This is a genomic window from Luteibacter sp. Sphag1AF (assembly GCF_014192715.1).
GTDB lineage: Bacteria > Pseudomonadota > Gammaproteobacteria > Xanthomonadales > Rhodanobacteraceae > Luteibacter.
Map to the genome: position 1 here is coordinate 311275 of NZ_JACHYH010000003.1, position 17323 is coordinate 328597.

At 63.5% G+C, this 17323-nt stretch carries 13 protein-coding genes; 8 read left to right on the top strand and 5 right to left on the bottom strand.

Annotated elements, in window-relative coordinates:
* Positions 1–190: 190 nt before the first annotated feature.
* Complete coding sequence (locus tag FHW69_RS10945; protein WP_183423085.1) at positions 191–2530, bottom strand: GH92 family glycosyl hydrolase; 2340 nt, start codon at positions 2528–2530, stop codon at positions 191–193.
* Positions 2531–2690: 160 nt separating this feature from the next.
* Between FHW69_RS10945 and FHW69_RS10950 the strand changes: the two genes are divergently transcribed.
* From FHW69_RS10950 to FHW69_RS10965, 4 genes are all read left to right on the top strand, one after another.
* Positions 2691–3740, top strand: coding sequence for a LacI family DNA-binding transcriptional regulator (locus FHW69_RS10950; protein ID WP_183423086.1), 1050 nt, complete (start codon positions 2691–2693; stop codon positions 3738–3740).
* A 107-nt stretch (positions 3741–3847) separates the two neighbouring features.
* Positions 3848–5074: an L-fucose:H+ symporter permease gene (gene fucP / locus FHW69_RS10955; protein WP_255494767.1), complete on the top strand. Its 1227-nt coding sequence runs from the start codon at positions 3848–3850 to the stop codon at positions 5072–5074.
* Between the two features lie 73 nt (positions 5075–5147).
* Positions 5148–6128, top strand: coding sequence for a carbohydrate kinase (locus FHW69_RS10960; protein ID WP_183423088.1), 981 nt, complete (start codon positions 5148–5150; stop codon positions 6126–6128).
* Positions 6125–7342, top strand: a complete 1218-nt coding sequence (locus FHW69_RS10965; RefSeq protein ID WP_183423089.1) for an AGE family epimerase/isomerase — start codon at positions 6125–6127, stop codon at positions 7340–7342. The genes FHW69_RS10960 and FHW69_RS10965 overlap by 4 nt, the downstream gene beginning before the upstream one ends.
* A 77-nt stretch (positions 7343–7419) precedes the next feature.
* Here the strand turns inward: FHW69_RS10965 and FHW69_RS10970 are convergent, their stop codons facing one another.
* From FHW69_RS10970 to FHW69_RS10985, 4 genes are all read right to left on the bottom strand, one after another.
* Positions 7420–8352 carry a Ku protein gene (locus FHW69_RS10970; protein WP_183423090.1) on the bottom strand — a complete coding sequence of 311 codons (933 nt, stop codon included), beginning with the start codon at positions 8350–8352 and terminating at the stop codon, positions 7420–7422.
* Positions 8353–8413: 61 nt separating this feature from the next.
* The gene (locus FHW69_RS10975) at positions 8414–10333 is read right to left on the bottom strand and encodes a CocE/NonD family hydrolase (protein ID WP_183423091.1); all 1920 of its coding nucleotides are present in this window, start codon (positions 10331–10333) and stop codon (positions 8414–8416) included.
* 91 nt (positions 10334–10424) lie between these two features.
* Positions 10425–11321 carry an endonuclease/exonuclease/phosphatase family protein gene (locus FHW69_RS10980; RefSeq protein WP_183423092.1) on the bottom strand — a complete coding sequence of 299 codons (897 nt, stop codon included), beginning with the start codon at positions 11319–11321 and terminating at the stop codon, positions 10425–10427.
* A 133-nt stretch (positions 11322–11454) separates the two neighbouring features.
* Positions 11455–11700, bottom strand: coding sequence for a hypothetical protein (locus tag FHW69_RS10985; protein ID WP_183423093.1), 246 nt, complete (start codon positions 11698–11700; stop codon positions 11455–11457).
* A 248-nt stretch (positions 11701–11948) separates the two neighbouring features.
* On the opposite strand from FHW69_RS10985, the gene FHW69_RS10990 reads away from it, so the two are divergent.
* The 4 genes from FHW69_RS10990 (at position 11949) to FHW69_RS11005 (ending at position 17162) form a co-directional block, all read left to right on the top strand.
* Positions 11949–12962 (top strand): NADP-dependent oxidoreductase, encoded by a 1014-nt coding sequence (locus tag FHW69_RS10990; protein WP_183423094.1) that lies wholly within the window; start codon positions 11949–11951, stop codon positions 12960–12962.
* 163 nt (positions 12963–13125) lie between these two features.
* Positions 13126–15804 (top strand): autotransporter outer membrane beta-barrel domain-containing protein, encoded by a 2679-nt coding sequence (locus FHW69_RS10995; RefSeq protein WP_183423095.1) that lies wholly within the window; start codon positions 13126–13128, stop codon positions 15802–15804.
* A 60-nt stretch (positions 15805–15864) separates the two neighbouring features.
* Positions 15865–16626, top strand: a complete 762-nt coding sequence (locus tag FHW69_RS11000; protein WP_183423096.1) for a TIGR02117 family protein — start codon at positions 15865–15867, stop codon at positions 16624–16626.
* Positions 16623–17162, top strand: a complete 540-nt coding sequence (locus FHW69_RS11005; RefSeq protein WP_183423097.1) for a hypothetical protein — start codon at positions 16623–16625, stop codon at positions 17160–17162. The genes FHW69_RS11000 and FHW69_RS11005 overlap by 4 nt, the downstream gene beginning before the upstream one ends.
* Positions 17163–17323 lie beyond the last annotated feature (161 nt).

Below are 17323 nucleotides of genomic sequence, written 5' to 3' on the forward strand. Positions count from 1 at the left end.
CTGGAGGGCTGCTTGATGCCGCAGGCCGCGTGAAACAGATGTGACGACGGTCGGCCAGGCTTGGGCCCGGGCTCGCGCAAGATGCTCTTGCGCATGGTTTTTTGCCCGGAATCATCAGAAAAAAACATCGCAGTCAGTCCCCCTCTCACACCCCAGGGCGGAAGGGAGATTGGCTGCGATGGGCAGGCGATCAATCAGCCGTTTTACTCATCGACGTGGGCCGCGCAGCCTCGCCCGTACCCCACGTCGTGTTTGGCCTGGCCTGCATCACGAACTTGAGTTCGCCGCCCGCCGCGATCTCTTCGTGACGCACGTAGGTGCGCTCCAGCGGCTTGCCGTTGAGCGTGACTGAACCGACGTACGGATGCGAGGCATCCAGATGCTCGGCAATGACGGTGAATTTCCTGCCGCCGGCAAGGTTCAGCGTGGCCTTGTTCACGAACGGCCTGCCGATCACGTATTCATTGCTGGCCGGTGTTACCGGATAGAAGCCCAGCGACGTGAAGACATACCAGGCGGACATCTGCCCCAGGTCATCATTGCCGACCAGGCCGGTGGGCGTGGGCGTGTACTGGGTGTCCATCACCGTTTTCAGGCGCTCCTGGGTCTTCCACGGCTGGCCCGCGAAATCGTACAGGTAGGCCATATGGTGGCTGGGTTCGTTGCCATGCGCATACCAGCCGATCAGGCCGGTGATGTCTTCCACGTGCGCGAAGGCTTTCGGATCAACCTTTGCATCGAACACTTCATCCAGGCGCTTCACGAAATGGGCGTCGCCGCCCAGCTCACCGATCAGGCCTGCCACATCCTGCGGCACGAACCAGGAATACTGGTATGCGTTGCCCTCGGTGAAGTCGCTGCCGTAGCCGGCCTGCCCCGGATCGAACGGCTCGCGGAAGCTGCCATCCGACTTGCGGGCACGCACGAAGCCGGTCTTCGCATCGAAGCTGTTGCGCCAGTAACCGGCACGTTTGGTGAACTCAGCCGCGACGTCGTTCTTGCCCATGGCTTTCGCCATCTGCGCCAGCGTCCAGTCGTCGTACGCGTATTCAACCGTCTTGGAGGCTGCTTCCGGCTGACGGTCGATGGGCACATAGCCCAACTTCATATAGTCGTCCAGACCGCCATATGGGCCGTAGCTCGCACTGGACACCATGGCTTTCAGCGCCGCGTCGGCATCGTAGCCGCGGATGCCCTTCATATAGGCATCGGCAATCACGGGAACCGCGTGGTAGCCGATCATGCACCAGGTTTCCATGCCCTGATACGCCCACACGGGCAGGATGCCGAACGGACTGGCCTGCTGCGAGGCGATCAGTGAACTGACGAAATCGTTGCTTCGCTCGGGCTCAAGAAGCGTCATCAGCGGCTGCTGCGCACGGAACACATCCCACAGCGACCAGGTCGAGTAGAACGTGAAGCCTTTTGCGGTGTGCACTTCGTTGTCCGGCCCGCGATACTGGCCGTTCACATCCATCGACAGGCCAGGCGCGATCATGGAGTGATACAGCGCGGTATAGAAGGTCTGCCGCGTTTTGGCGGGCGCTTCCACATCCACGGTAGCCAGCGCTTTTTCCCATGCATTGCGCGCATCAGCGCGGCGAGCATCGAAGTCGAAACCGGCACCGTCCTTGTCGAGGTTTGCGATGGCGTTCTCTTCGCTGACCGAGGAAACGGCCACTTTCACGATCAGCGGCTTGTCCAGGCTACCGAAGTCGAACACGCCTTCCAACGCGCGACCGGCCTGCGCATCCCCATCTTCAGCGTGATTGCCCGGGCCTGCGAAGCCGCGATAGGTGATGTTTGCTTCGCGGTTGTACAGCGTGCGCGATGTCATCGGCTGGTTGAAGCGCATGGCAAAGTACAGCTGGCGGCCTGCCGCCCAGCCGCGTGTGATGCGGCCGCCGGTCACGGTGCCATCGGCGCGAACGCGCAGCGAAGACCAGAGCACCTTGCCGTCGTAGTCGTAAATGCCGGGGCGCAGGTCCATCAGCAGATGGGCGGGCTTGCCCTTCGGGAATGCGTAGCGGTGCCAGCCCACGCGCGCGCCTGCGGTCAGCTCGGCACGGATGCCATAGTCGGCCAGCGTCACGGCGTAGTACCCTGCTTCGGCCTTTTCGGTCTTGTGATCAAAGCGCGACCGATAGCCGCTGCCGGGCTGCTCCGGAGTACCCGGGTCCAGCCGTACGTCGCCCGCGACAGGCATGACCAGCACATCGCCAAGATCCGAATGTCCGCTGCCGGAGAAATGGGTATGCGAAAAGCCGAGGATGCTGCCATCGCCGTACTGGTAGCCGGCTGCCCATTTATAAGCGTGCTTGAAGTCCGGCATCGCCGTGTCCGGGCTCAGCTGCACCATGCCGAAGGGCACCGTCGCACCGGGGAAGGTGTGACCGTCGCCACCCGTACCGATCATGGGGTCCACGACCGACCAGGCGCTGCTGCCCTTGTCCGTGGCGGCGCCTGCCGCCAGCGGGATGGAAAGGGCCGCGGCCAGCAGGCTCCGGCGCAGGCGGGTGTACTTCGGCATCTGGCTTCCCCTCGATCGGATCGGTACAAAGGATTTGGATCGTGATAAACGAGCCGAAGCTAACAAACTTCCCTGCCCGATGCATGCTGCAGTGCGTGATGCACTGTTTGCCATCCCGAGCGATGATCGCCCGAATTTAGATCGTTTGAAGGAACAGCCGATGCCCAAGCCTCCCCCGCAGCGCCGCAAGGTCACCCTCGCCGATATCGCGTTGGGGTGTGACGTATCGCGGGCCACCGTGTCACTGGTGCTGCGCGGCAGTCCGCTGGTCAATTCGGCCACGCGGGCCCGGGTCGAGGCCGAGCTGAAGCGGCAGGGTTACGTCTATAACCGGGCTGCGGCCAATCTGCGCCGACGCACCTCGTCGAGCATCGGTCTGGTGGTCAATGACCTGGGCAACCCGTTCTTCGCGGAATTTGCCGCCGGGGCCGACGAAGCCCTGGCCAGCGCGGGTTTTGTCACCCTGCTGGGCAACACCGGCGAATCACCAGAGCGTCAGCAGGCCGTGCTCAATTCGCTGGTTGAACATGGTCCGGCCGGCATCATCCTCTCGCCGGCTGAAGGCAGCGAGGGCGAACGCGTTCTGTCCGCCGTGGGCGTGCACACGCCCCTGCTCGTATTCAACCGCGAACTACCCGACGCCCAGGGCGAGCATCGCTGGGACACGCTGGAAATGGACAACGAGCGAGGCGCCCGCCTCGCCACCGAACACCTGATCTCGCTGGGACATCAGCGCATCGCATTCTTTGGCGGTCATCGCGATTCCAGTTCCGTGGAGCAGCGCCGTCGCGGTTACAGCGGTGCGATGCGCGACGCGGGTCTGCCGATCGACCCTTCGTGGCTGATCGAGAGCGCACCCACCCGACTGGAAGCTGCACGGCAGACCGGCGCCCTCTTCCTTCGCGATCCCACACCCACGGCGGCCGTCTGCTACAACGACGCGGTCGCGCTGGGCCTGATGCTCGGCCTCACTCGTCGTGGACGTCGTCCCGGCGAGGATTTTGCACTGACCGGCTTCGACGACGTTGCCGAAGCTTCGGTCAGCGTGCCGCCTCTGACGACGATTGCGGTGGACCCACGCGGTCGCGGCAGGCAGGCCGCAGAACTCATCCTGAGCAGACTATCCAATCCGGATGCCGCGCCAGGTCATACCATTGCGCCCGTGCAGCTTGTAGTACGCGAAAGCAGCTGCCCGCCTCATTCATCCTGACCCCAACGGAGCGCCTCATGGCTACCGCTTCTGCGCCAACTCCTCCGGTATCCACCGGTCACGCCGGTGATACCCGCTACACCTACTTCCCGCTCGCGCTGGGTGTAATGACCACGATTTTCTTCATGTGGGGCTTCCTGACCTGCCTGAATGACATCCTGATCCCGCATCTGAAGGCCTCGTTCGAGCTGAGCTACAAGAGCGTGATGCTCATCCAGTCCACCTTCTTCGGCACGTACTTCCTCATGTCGCTGCCAGGCGGATGGCTGGTGGCGCGCGTTGGCTACAAGAAGGGCATCGTCGCCGGCCTGGCTATCGCAGGCATCGGCGCACTGGGCTTCTGGCCTGCCGCCGCACTGCATAACTACCCGTCCTTCCTCGGCGCACTGTTCGTGCTGGCCGCCGGCATCACCGTGCTTCAGGTTGCCGCCAACCCGTACGTCGCCCTGCTGGGTCCCGAGCGCACCAGCTCCAGCCGGCTCACGCTGGCCCAGGCGCTGAACTCGGCCGGCACCGCGGTCGCCCCGCTGGTCGGCGGTTTCCTGATCCTGGCCAACACGGTCAAGACGGGTGACGAAATCAAACAGCTCTCGGCTGCCGAGCAGGTGGCCTACCGCGCACAGGAAGCCAGCTCGGTGCAGGGCCCGTATCTCGGCCTTGCCGTCGTGCTGTTCCTGCTTGCCATCTTCGTGTGGCTGTTCCGCCTTCCCGCGCTGGAAGAAACCACCGAGAAGGCAGACACGTCCAGGCATACACTGCTGGATGCCCTGCGCTACCCCCACGTGAAATTCGGCGTGCTGGCGATCTTCTTCTACGTGGGCTCGGAAGTCTCGATCGGCAGCTTCATGGTGAACTACCTGCATCTCCCGGAGATCGGCAACTTCTCCGAGAAGCAGGCGACCCACTACGTGTCCGCGTACTGGACGCTGGCCATGATCGGCCGCTTCATCGGTTCGGCGCTGCTGGTCAAGGTGTCGCCGCGCCTGCTGCTGAGCCTGTTCGCCATGATCAACATCCTGCTGCTCATCACGACGATGTCGACCTCTGGCATGGTCGCGGTTTATAGCCTGGTGGCCATCGGCCTGTTCAATTCGATCATGTTCCCGACGATCTTCTCGCTGGCCATCGAACATCTGGGGCCCCTGACCGGCAAGGCGACCAGCCTGCTCGTCATGGCCATCGTGGGCGGCGCGCTGTTCCCGCCCATCCAGGGTGCGTTTGCCGATTACATCGGCGTGCAGCCCGCGTTCTTTATCCCGCTGATCGGTTACGCGTACATCGTGTTCTACGGTTTCAGCGGCTCGAAGGTGCGCTCGGCTCCCGTCACGCACTGACCGCTCGCCTGCCGGCGGCCGGAGCATTCCGGCCGCCGCGCATTGTTATCGCCGCAGGACAGGCTTCCATCGCATGGCTTCCATTCTCTGCTTCGGCGAAGCGCTGATCGACTTTCACGCGCAGCGCCAAGCCGGCGGCAACCAGCCGCCCGCCTTCATTCCTTTTGCCGGCGGCGCTCCCGCCAATGTCGCGGTTGCCGTAGCACGTCTTGGTGCCACCTCGCGTTTCGCGGGCATGCTCAGCCGCGACATGTTTGGTGATTTTCTTCTGACCAGCCTGCGCGACCTGGGCGTGGGCACCGACGACGTCGTTCGCACTGACGAGGCCAATACCGCTCTGGCCTTTGTCGCCCTGGACGAAAAGGGCGAGCGCAGCTTCAGCTTTTATCGGCCGCCTGCCGCCGACCTCCTGTTCCGCCCGCATCATTTCCGCGTCGATACGTTCGACGGCCTGGCGGTGTTCCACGTCTGCTCCAACAGCCTCACCGAAGCGGCCATTGCCGACACCACCATTGAAGGCATGCGCCGTGCGCGCGTGGCCGGTGCGCTGGTCAGCTTCGACATGAACCTGCGTCCGGCCCTCTGGCCGCGTGATGAAGCCCCGCTGCCGCGTCTGTGGAATGCGCTCAACGAAGCGGACATCATCAAGCTCAGCGCCGAGGAATTCGCCTTCGTGCATGCGGATGGCCAATCCGATGACGACGTGCTTGAACGCCTGTGGCGCGGCGAAGCCAAAGTGCTTCTGGTCACCGACGGCGGCGAGCCCATGCGCTGGTTTACCCGCAACGCCAGGGGTTCGCTCCCTGGCTGGCATGTGGAAACCGTGGATACCACGGCCGCAGGCGATGCCTTCGTTGGCGGTCTGCTCAGCCAGCTCGCCAGCCAGTCGGTAACGCGCGCCAACCTTTCCGCCCTGCTTGCCGACACCCCGCGTTTCCACGACCTGCTGCGTTTCGCCGCTGCGTGCGGCGCAATCACGGTCACCCGCAAGGGCTCGTTCACGGCCATCCCCGATGAGGCCGAAGTGCGCGCCTTCATGGAGCATCACACATGACCCACGTACCGCTTCCCCAATTCCGTTCCGTCGACGTGCTGGCCGCTCATGTCGCAAAGACCATGGCGTTTTACCGGCCCAACGAGGTCGATCCCGCCGGCGGCTTCTTCCAGTATTTCAAGGACGACGGCAGCGTCTACGACCGTGACCACCGTCACCTGGTCAGCAGCACGCGCTTCGTGTTCAACCACGCCATGGCCGCCATCGAGTTTGGCAAGGACGAAGACGTGGAGCGCGCCCGCCACGGGCTGAATTACCTGCGCGAGGTTCATCGCAACCCGCAGACCGGCGGTTACGCGTGGACCATTGCCGCAGGCAAGCCGGACGACGAGACCTACCATTGCTACGGCGTGGCCTTCGTCCTGCTGGCCTATTCGTGCGGCGTGAAAGCCGGCATCGCTGAAGCACGTGCATGGATGGACGAAACCTGGGATCTGCTGGAAAGCCGTTACTGGGACGCTGAATTCGGCCTCTACAAGGACGAGGCGAACAAGCACTGGGAGTTCTCCGGCTATCGCGGACAGAACGCCAACATGCACACCTGCGAGGCCATGATTGCGGCGTTTGAGGCCACCGGCAACGAACGCTACCTGGATCGCGCACTGCTGCTGGCCGACAACATGACCCAGCGTCAGGCGAAGCTTGGCAATGGCCTGATCTGGGAACACTACGACGCGCAGTGGAATGTCGACTGGGAATACAACCTGGACAATCCCAAGCATCTGTTCCGTCCGTGGGGCTTCCAGCCGGGCCACCAGACGGAGTGGGCGAAGCTCTTGCTGATGCTCGACCGTTACACGCACAAACGCGGCCAGTCGGTGCCCTGGCTGGTGCCGACGGCGCAGCACTTCTTCGACACCGCACTCGCCCGCGCGTGGGACGATACCTATGGCGGCATCGCCTATGGCTTCTCACCGGAAGGCGACGTATGCGACGACGACAAGTATTTCTGGGTGCAGGCCGAATCGCTGGCAGCGGCAGCGCTGCTGCATGAGCGAACCGGCGAAGCACGCTATGGCCAGTGGTACGACCGCATCTGGGCGTACTCGTGGGAGCACATGGTCGACCACCAGTATGGCGCCTGGTATCGCATCCTCACCCGCGACAACCGCAAGTACGACAACGACAAATCACCCGCTGGCAAGACCGACTATCACACGATGGGCGCGTGCTATGAGGTGATGGCGATGATCCGGCGGAAGGGGTCGTTCTGAGTCTGGCCATGGCCCTTCTGGGCTGACGGCCATCCCCATCGCGAGCCTGGCTCGCGATGGGCGTACCGACATGCCGCCTACCCCGCCTTCCGGCGCGCAGCCGTTTTCTTTGCAGGCTTCTTCTTCGCCGCGACCTTCGCCACCTTCTTCGCAGCAGTCTTCTTCGTCACCGCCTTTTTCACCACGGCCTTCTTCGCCGCCGGCGTGCGCTGCCTGGTGTCCAGGCTCTTGCGTAACAACGCCATGAAGTCGACCACATTGGTCGTTGCATTCTCCGGCGTGCGCTCGTCCGTGTCATCGACGGCGGCGGTCACGCCCTTGCTCTTCAGCCGCTTCTCGATGACCTTGCGCAGCTTGTCGCGAAATTCGTCGCGATAGTCCGCCGGCTGCCATTTGCCTGACATCGACTGGATGAGGTCCTGCGCCATTTGCAGTTCCTTCGGAGCGATGCGATATTCCGCGACGCCCTTCTCAGGCAGCGCGTACTCATTCACGTCGACCATCTCGGCCTGGTAGCGAAGAATGATGAGCATCAGTGCCGCCTCCTGCGGAATCACGGCCGCCAGATATTCCCGCGTGCGGATCACGACGCGAGCAATGCCGGCCTTGCCGGTCTTCTTCAGTGTTTCGCGCAGCAGCACGTAGCCTTTTTCGGCCTTCTTCGCTGGCACCAGTACATAGGGTTTCTCGTAATACGCCGGAAGAATCTGATCGGCGTCCACGAAGGTGTCTATTTCCACGGTTTCGTGGGAATCGCTGGCAGCGCTCTTGATGTCGCCCTCTTCCAGCACGACGTAGTTGCCCTTCTGATATTCGAAGGCTTTGACAATGTCCTTCCACGGTACCTCATCGCCCGTGTCCGCGTTCACCCGCTCATAGCGGATGGGCGTGTTGCTGCGCTGGTCCAGCATGCGGAAGTGCAGGTCGGTGCGGCGTTCCGCGGACATCAGCCGGATGGGGATATTCAGCAATCCGAACGACAGCGTACCTGTCCAGATGGGGCGAGCCATGGGGGCAACTCCGGGCTGATGACCAGCCCGGAGTGTTACGCCTCACGACGTGGATGAAACGTTACTTCGTCACCGGAAGCTCGATGAAGCTGGCTTTGCCCGGGGTGTGCCAGACCTGCTGGGTGGCCTTCACATAGTCGCCCGGCTGGGCAAAGAAGATGTTCGGCACAAACGTCTGCGGATTGCGGTCGTACAGCGGGAACCAGGACGACTGAATCTGCACCATCACGCGATGCCCCGGCTTGAACACGTGATTGGTCGTCGGCAGGCCGAAGCGATAGAGCAGCGCTTCGTTGGGCACGAGTGCCTTCGGCGTTTCAAAGCTTTCGCGATAACGGCCGCGGAAAATGTCCATGGACACCGAAAGCTCGTAGCCACCCATCGCCGGGTTGGAGGCCATGGTGTCCGGGTACACGTCGATCAGCTTCACCACCCAGTCGCTGTCCGTGCCACTGGTGGCGGCATACAGGTTGACCTGCGGCGCGCCGGAAATCCTCAACGGCGCGGTCAGCGGTTCGGTGACGTAAGTCAGCACGTCCGGACGTCCATCCACGAAACGCTGATCCTGCACCAACCAGGTGGTCCACGATGTGCGGTCGCCAAAGCGCACCGGACGCGGCACGTACGGCACCGGCTTGGCCGGATCAGATACGTAGTCGTCGTGTTCGGGCTGACCGGCAGCCGGGGCCGTGAAAGACAACCCGCCCTGCGCGGTCAGATACAGCGGCTGCGATCGCGACGGGCAGCCCTTTTCACAACTGAGCGGCCACGACTTGAAGCGGTCCCAGTGATTTTCGCCCGTGTTGTAGATGAGCACGGGCGGTGTGTCTGCCTTGGGCGCACCGTCTTTGAGGTACTGATCGAAGAAAGGACGCAACACATCCCGACGGAATTGCAGGGCCGTGTCGCCATCGAACTGCAACGCGCCCAGCGATGAGGCGTCGTAATTCACCTGGCTGTGCCGCCACGGTCCCATCACCAGATAGTTGAGGTTGTTGTTCCTGTCCTTCGGCTCCATGGCCTCGTAACTGTGGATGGCGCCCCACATGTCTTCCTGATCCCACAGGCCCTGAAGCCACATGGTCGGCACCTTCAGCGGCTGCTGAGCCATGATCCGGTCCAGCGCCTGACCCTGCCAGTACGCATCGTAAGCCGGGTGCTCGCTGACCTTGTGCCAGTACGGCAGCTGGTCCATGCCAGCGGCGCGCGCGTAATCGCCCGCCGAGCCCGCGGACAGGAAGTTGGAGTAGTCGTCATAACCCTTGCGCACGATGGTGGCGCCTTTGCCACGCATGGCGTTCTGCCCGGCGAAGTAATCGAAATTGGTCTGGCGGAAGGCGCCGTAATGGAACCAGTCGTCGCCCATCCAGCCGTCGACCATGGGGCTTTCAGGCACGGCTACCTTGAGCGCCGGATGCGGATTGACCAGCGCCATCACCACGGTGAAGCCCTCGTAGGACGAGCCGATCATGCCGACCTTCCCGTTCGACTCAGGCAGGTTCTTCACCAGCCAGTCGATGGTGTCGTAGGCATCGGTGGAGTGATCCACCTCGCTGGAGTTGAGCGGCCCGCGCAACGGCCGGGTCATCACGTAGTCGCCTTCGGAGCCGTACTTGCCGCGGATGTCCTGGAACACGCGGATGTAGCCGCCGTCGACAAACACCTCATCCCCCTGCGGAAGCACGTCGCGCACGGTGGATGCCTCGGCGCGCGCTGCGCGGCCACTGGCGTTGTAAGGCGTGCGGGTCAGCACGATGGGCGCGTGCACGGCACCCCGGGGAATGACGATGACGGTATGCAGTTTCACGCCGTCGCGCATCGGAATCATCACTTCACGCTTGATGAAGTCGAAGCCTGCGGTAGGAGTGTCGAATGACGCCGGAATGTCTGGCGTCATGGGCGAGGTCTGCGCGCCAGCGAAGGAGGCAGCGAGCGCGGCGGACAGCGCGAGAAGGGGCAGCAGGGTGCGGCGGACAGTCATGGAATCTCCTGTGACAGGAAAGGTGCATGCGGCTCCTGCCGCATGCACCGGAAAATCATTCGATGCGTCCCTGCGATTTTTCTGCGAAAACTCAGCGCGCGATGCGGATCGACACCGGGCAGTGATCCGAGGGGTGCTGGTCTTCGGGCACGCCATAGGTGAACTCGTTGAACGAGCCGGGTACAAAGCGCTCACTGGCGGCGCGGTTCATGACCAGATGGTCGATGAAGTCCGGATACTTCGCTTCGCACGTGGCGCTGTGGCCAGCAGTGGCATCCACAAGGTTCACGCCCGGGGCGCTCTTGCCCAGATCCAGCCATACGCGGTCACCCGGCAGGTCCAGCCGTCGATTCCAGTCGCCCAGAATGACGAATGCGGTGTTTTCCTTTTCGCGTGCAGCGATCCACTGCTGCAACACCGGCACCTGCTCCAGCAGCACGGGGCACGCGCCACCCTGGTCACCCTTGAAGCAGCCGCTCTTCAGATGCACGCCCAGAAGACGCACGGGACGGGGCACGTCGATAGTGACGTCCACGCCCCAGCGCAGGTCGGGATTGCCCACACCCAGCTCGCGCACATCCGGGTGGCGGGTGAACGGCACACCCTTGCGGATGGCGAATCCGACGTCCTGCTTGCGAATGGTCAGGCCTTCGCGCGAACCACCACACGAACCATGACGGCCGCTGTCCGGGCGCTCGGAAAACACCACCGTGTACTTGTCGGGAGTGAACACGCGTTCGGCAGCTTTTGCCGTTTCCACTTCCTCGAAGGCGACGACGTCGGCATCCAGCTGGCTCGCGTAATGGCGCATGGCCGCGTAATCGGCATCGGTGCGCGGCCGGCAACCCAGATCATTGGCCTCGGCCAGATGCTCCATGTTCCAGGTGACGATCTTCAGAGGAGGCAGCTCGGCCTGGTGGGGGGTCGTGGAACAACCCGCGGCGAGCGCAAGCAAACCGGCCAGAAGTGGCAGGCGGAAACGGGACATGGACTTTTACCCTGACAGTGAAGTTCAGGATCGTGCCTCAAGTCGCCGTTGGCGGGAACCGGCCGGAAGTACCGGCCGGTCCCTGAGTACAGCAAGAACCCACGCGACGCCGAAGCGCCAGCGGGCTCAGGTCTTACTGAGCGGCAGTCGAAGCGGCAGCCGGAGCAGCCGTCGAAGCAGCAGCCGGTGCGGTCGAAGCAGCAGCCGGAGCAGCCGTCGAAGCGGCAGCCGGAGCGGCAGCCGTCGAAGCTTCAGCCGGGGCAGCGGTCGAAGCAGCGGCCGGAGCGGTCGACGCCGGAGCGGCGTCTTCGGACTTGTTGCAACCGGCCAGAAGCGCGGCCACAACCAGGGCCAGGGCGAAGGTCGAAAGTTTCTGCATGATCGTGGCTCCTCAAAATATTTCAAATGGACAAGCGCGGCGTGTGTACACACGCCGCTGGCGCGTATTCCACGGCTAATCACCGCGGCTGCCTATATACCATGAGAGGGGGGGTAAACTCCCGAAATATCCGTCTGTTGGGGGTCATTTGAGGTTAAAAACCTTCTCCGGACCTCCGGCTCTTCACCTGGCGCATGACGGATTTGCTGGTATAGGTACATGTTCTGACCGTGCCGGGAAGCCATGCCGTGCTCATTAACCGTCAGTTGCGATTGAAAAAACGTCCCGAGGGACTGGTGCAACGCGAAGATTTCGACCTCGTCGAAAGCAGCGTTCCCGCACTCAGTGACGGCCAGGCGCTGATCCAGGTCCTTTATCTGTCCATGGACCCCACCAACCGGGTGTGGATGACCGATAAACCCCAGTACATGCCTCCGGTTGCCATCGGGGAGACGATGCGCGGCCTCGGGCTCGGCCGGGTGGTTGCCTCCCGCTCGAAGAAATACGCCGAAGGCGACCTCGTGCAGGGCCTGGTGGGCTGGCAGAACTACGTCATCGCCTCCGATGAGGGCACGCCCTTCACCCGACTGCCCGCGCAGTCGGGCATTCCGCTACCCACGCTGCTGGGCGCATGCGGCTTCAGTGGCATGACTGCTTATTACGGACTGACCGACATTGCCCCGGTGCAGCCCGGCGAAACGCTGGTGGTGTCGGCTGCCGCGGGATCGGTTGGCTCCGTTGCCGGGCAAATCGGCAAGATCCGCGGCGCCCGCGTGGTCGGCATTGCCGGTGGTCCGGAAAAATGCCGATACCTCATCGACGAACTGGGCTTCGATGCCGCCGTCGACTACAAGGCAGACGACTGGAAAAACGAACTGGCCAAAGCCACGCCTGACGGCGTCCACGTCAATTTCGAGAACGTGGGTGGCCCGGTGATGCGTGCGGTGCTTCAGCGCATGGTGCTTGGCGGACGGGTGGCGCTGTGCGGCCTGATCGCCGGCTACAACAGCGCTGAAAAGCCTGCCGACGACTACAGCATCATCATCGTCAAACGCCTGATCGTGCGCGGCTTCCTGGCCTTCGACTATGCCGAGCCCGAGCGCGCCGCACGCGACCTGGCCAACTGGGTGCGCGAGGGGCGCATCAAGGCCGAAGAGACCGTGGAGGATGGGCTGGAAAACGCGCCAGTGGTGCTTAACCGCCTGTTCGATGGCAGCCACCGGGGCAAGCTCCTGCTGCGGGTAGGCGTCGAAGAAGGATGACCCTGCAGGTGGCCTTCGCCTCCTTCAACCAAACCCTTCGCAATCCAAAGGTGACAACCTTCGCCACGCATCGCCATTAAATAGTGATTTTTTTCAGACTAGTCGTATTCGTCAACGGGAAGTGGCGCTTTAGCTTGCAGCGCACTTCACACAGGGACGAATCATGCGACGCATCTATCCGCACTACCGGACACTGGCCCGAGCCATTGTGCTTTCACTGGCACCCCTACCCTGCTTCGCCAGCGAGCCGCCCATCAACGAAGAACCGCTGGTCATTGATGGCAAACGCCATGCTCCGCTTGAAGGCACGTGGGTCCATGGCAACGGCAACCACGCCGTCCACGTTCTGAACGGAGGAGGCATCCGGGCAGGCACGCTCGTGTTTGAAAGCCACGGCGTGCAGGCCAATGCGCTGCGTGTTGAGCATGCAGGCAGCCACGCGATACTGCGCGGCACCTCGCTCATCACGCATGGCACCTCGGCACACGGCGTTGTCGCCGGATCGCTCTTTGGCGACAACGCCCCCGTGCGGGTGGAGCTGGCCGCTACGCACATCGAGACGTGGGCCGACTACTCCTCAGGGATCATGAGCGCCGCCGGCGCCAGCACCGACATGCGCGGCGGCAGCATCTACACCCAGGGCAAGAGCTCCCACGGCTTTGCCCTGACTGCCGGGTCGCAGGGCTACGCCCAACAGGTCAGCATCCAGACCGACGGCAATCAGGCGTATGGCGCAGACATCACGGGCAGCGGCTCGCACCTCACCTTGAGGCAAAGCAGCATCAGCACGACAGGCGAGGCTGCCGAAGGCATCTATCTGTTGAATGGGGCATCCGCTGATCTGGACTCCACCACCATCCACACAACCGGTGCCTATGCCTACGGCATCAACGCCAACGACGGTTTCGCGTCACTGGCACTGGAACGAACCTCGGTCGAGACGAACGGCAACGGGGCCACAGGCCTGTGGCTGTACGACACCGGCACGGTTGCCGTCCGTTCGTCGTCCATCCTCACCACAGGCAATACCGCCCCGGGCATCCTTGCCTCGTCCGCCAGCGTCATCGACGTGCAGGGCACCGAGGTGCAGACGCGCGGAGAACGCTCGTGGGGAGTGGCCATCGGACGCGACGGCTCACTGGACCTTCGCGACAGCACCGTGCAAAGCGAGCGCTACGGCGCGCTCGTGGCCACTTCGGCAAACAGCATCCGCGCCTCCGGCAGCCTGATCTCTGGCGGAAACGGCGTGCTGCTGGCAGTGAGTGGACACGCTGACACAGCCCTCCCCGTCCACTTCGACAACACCTCCGCCATCGGCGACATCATTGCGCGCAATCCCCTGCCCGCTGCCGAAAGGGTCAACCTCACGCTGGACGCCACTTCCCACTGGACCGGCACCAGCACGATCCTCGGTAACACCGCCCTCGGCGGAGGCAGCCGGTGGAGCATGACGGGCGACGCGCAGGTGGATCGACTGCACGTCGACCATGCCGCCATCGCGTTCGCCAGCCCGGAGGCCGGTCAGCCACATACCCTGACCGTGCGCGGCAACTACACGGCCAACGCTGCACTTATATATATGCATGCCGAACTCGGGGGCGACGAATCCCGAACCAACGTCCTGCACATCGAAGGCGACACGGCCGGCGAGACCGGCGTACTGGTGCAGGCAAGTTCGGGCCAGGGCGGGCAAACCACCCATGGCATCCGGGTCATCGACGTGGATGGTCAGTCGGGCGGCAACTTCACCCTCGCCCGTCGCGTGGTAGCAGGACCGTACGAGTACTTCCTATCCCGTGGCGCGGATGGCTCGGCATGGGAGGGCGACTGGTACCTCCACTCCGCAGCCCCCACGATCAAGCCGCTTCCTGACGAAAGCGACAACGACAACGACGAAGAAAACCCGCCGCCCCCGCCGCCTCCCGTGCTGCGTCCGGAGGCCGGCGCATACCACGCAAACCAGCGCGCGCTCACCAGCCTGTTTCACACCACGCTGCGGGACCGGCGCGGCGAAGTGGAAGTCAATGGCGCGTGGGGACGCGTGGAGCACGACCATGCCACCTACGACACGCACGGCCAGCTGCGTGCCGCCAGCAACACCTGGTCGCTGCGGCTGGGTCAGGACCTCTGGCGATTCGACACCGGCCTCGGCTACGCGGGCGTGATGGCCTCGACGGGACAGGCACATACCTCCAGTGTCTCGCGGGTCACAGGCTATGCCGCACGCGGCAAGGTCCGTGGCGCCGCGTTTGGCGCATACACCACATGGTTCGCCGATCCTGCCGGTGTGCAGGGCTTCCATGTCGACGCGTGGTCGCAATACGCGCACTTCAATGCCAGCGTGGAAGGATCGGGTCTGCCGCGTGAACGCTATAGCGCCGGCACGTGGGACAACTCGGTGGAAGTGGGTTATGCGTTGCCGGTGGCGCACGGCAAGTCTGTCCAGGTATTTCTGGAACCCCAGGCACAGGTCGTGCACACGCAAGTGGATGGCCGCAGGCATACCGAAACGGGCGGGACGCGCGTCGATTTCCGTGATGCGGCGGGCATCTCCCAACGCCTTGGCCTGCGCCTGCACGCGGAGGCAACGACAGCAACGGGGACCACCCTGCGTCCCTACGTGGGATGGAACTGGCTCTACCGCCAGCGTTCGCTGGACCGCCTCGCGTTCAACGGCGAACGCATTGCCGTCAACGCACCCCAGCACACGCACGCCGTTACGCTGGGACTCGAAGCACGCAACCAATCCCGCTGGACCGTGTGGCTGGCCATCGAATCGGTGATGGGCAAGCAGCGTTATCGCTCGCTGGGCGGCACGCTGGGCGCGCGCTACCACTGGTAACCGGCGCAATCGAGCGGCCGGTGTAGCATCCTTGCACGCAAGAATCGCACCGGCCTGCTCATGACCCGACCTGACCAAGGAAACATCCCCGGCCGGCTCCGCCGTCGCACAAGCCGGATCGGGGCGTTTCTGACGAAACTGCTCCTGCTGCTCATCGCACTTCCCGTCATATATCTGCTGGGCGCGCTGATTCTTGGCGTCGTGCCCGTGCACCCTGCGTGGCGCGATGCGCCCGAAGGCGTGACCGTCTGGCTGACCACCAACGGCGTGCACGCGGGTCTCACCATGCCATCGCGCAACGACGTGGCCGACTGGACCGTGCTCTATCCGCCGCGCCCTGGCGTGGCGAACGACACGGTAACGGTCGGCTGGGGCGACCGCACGTTTTTCCTCAACGTGCCCACGTGGGCCGACCTCAAGGCATCCACGGCGATCTACGCCCTGAGCGGACTGGACGGCAGCGTGATGCACGTGGAATACGACACCGCTCCCCTATCCGGCCCGGACGCCATCGCGCTGACGCTCACCCCGGAAGCCTATGCCGCGCTGGTGAGCTTTATCCGGCAAAGCACTGCGCTGGACGTCAACGGGCGCGCCATCCCGGTCACCGGCCGCAGCTATGCCAGCAACGACACGTTCTATGAGGCGCACGGCCGTTACAGCCTCTTTCGCACCTGCAATCAATGGACCCGGGACGCACTTGCGGCGGCCGGAGTCCGGGCGCCCGCATGGTCGCCATTCGACAAGGCCTTGTTCTGGCAACTTCGGGGCGGCCATTCCGGCGATAATGGAGCGCCCGCCCTTCCGAGTAGCCCGCCATGAACTCCTACGACGACGATTACGACATTGATCCGGAACTGGTCGGCGACGAGGAAAACGGCGACACCACAGAGGCCTGCGTCTGGCAGCTGCTGCTGCTCATCAATCCCGGCGACGAAGACATGGCCGAGCAGCAATTCCATCAGTGGCGCGACTTCATGGCCACGGCGGACGCGGACGAAGCTCAGCCCATGGAAGCGGTGACCCGGGTCATCGACTGGCGCTCCGGCTTCCGGATCGAAGCGGACGACACGGTCGCGCTGGTCGAGGCCATCAACGAACTGGCCATGCGCTGGGACATCCACATCGACTGGAACGGCGATGCCAGCGATGACGAGTTCCACGAAAACACCGATGCTCCCGAGCTGTTTGCCGTGGCCTATGACTACCTCGCGCAGCACGGCTACACCCTGTGGGCTTATGAAACCGACGACGGCATGTATGCGGGCTTCATCTCGCAGACGCGCGACGCCGAGCCCATGCGGGAGCTGGCCACTGCACTCGGGATCAACATGCGCCTGGGCAGCGACGTCAGCTGAAGTGGCGGCGCACCATGGAAGCGAGTACGAAATTCACCGTACCGCTTTCTCTTTTTTCATGTGCGCGATGGCAAGCGCGGCCCTGTCAGCAATAATCATTCGCTCAAGCGCGGGAAGTTCTCCGCCATAGCGAAGGGGACAGGAATGGGTCGCAGGAACGA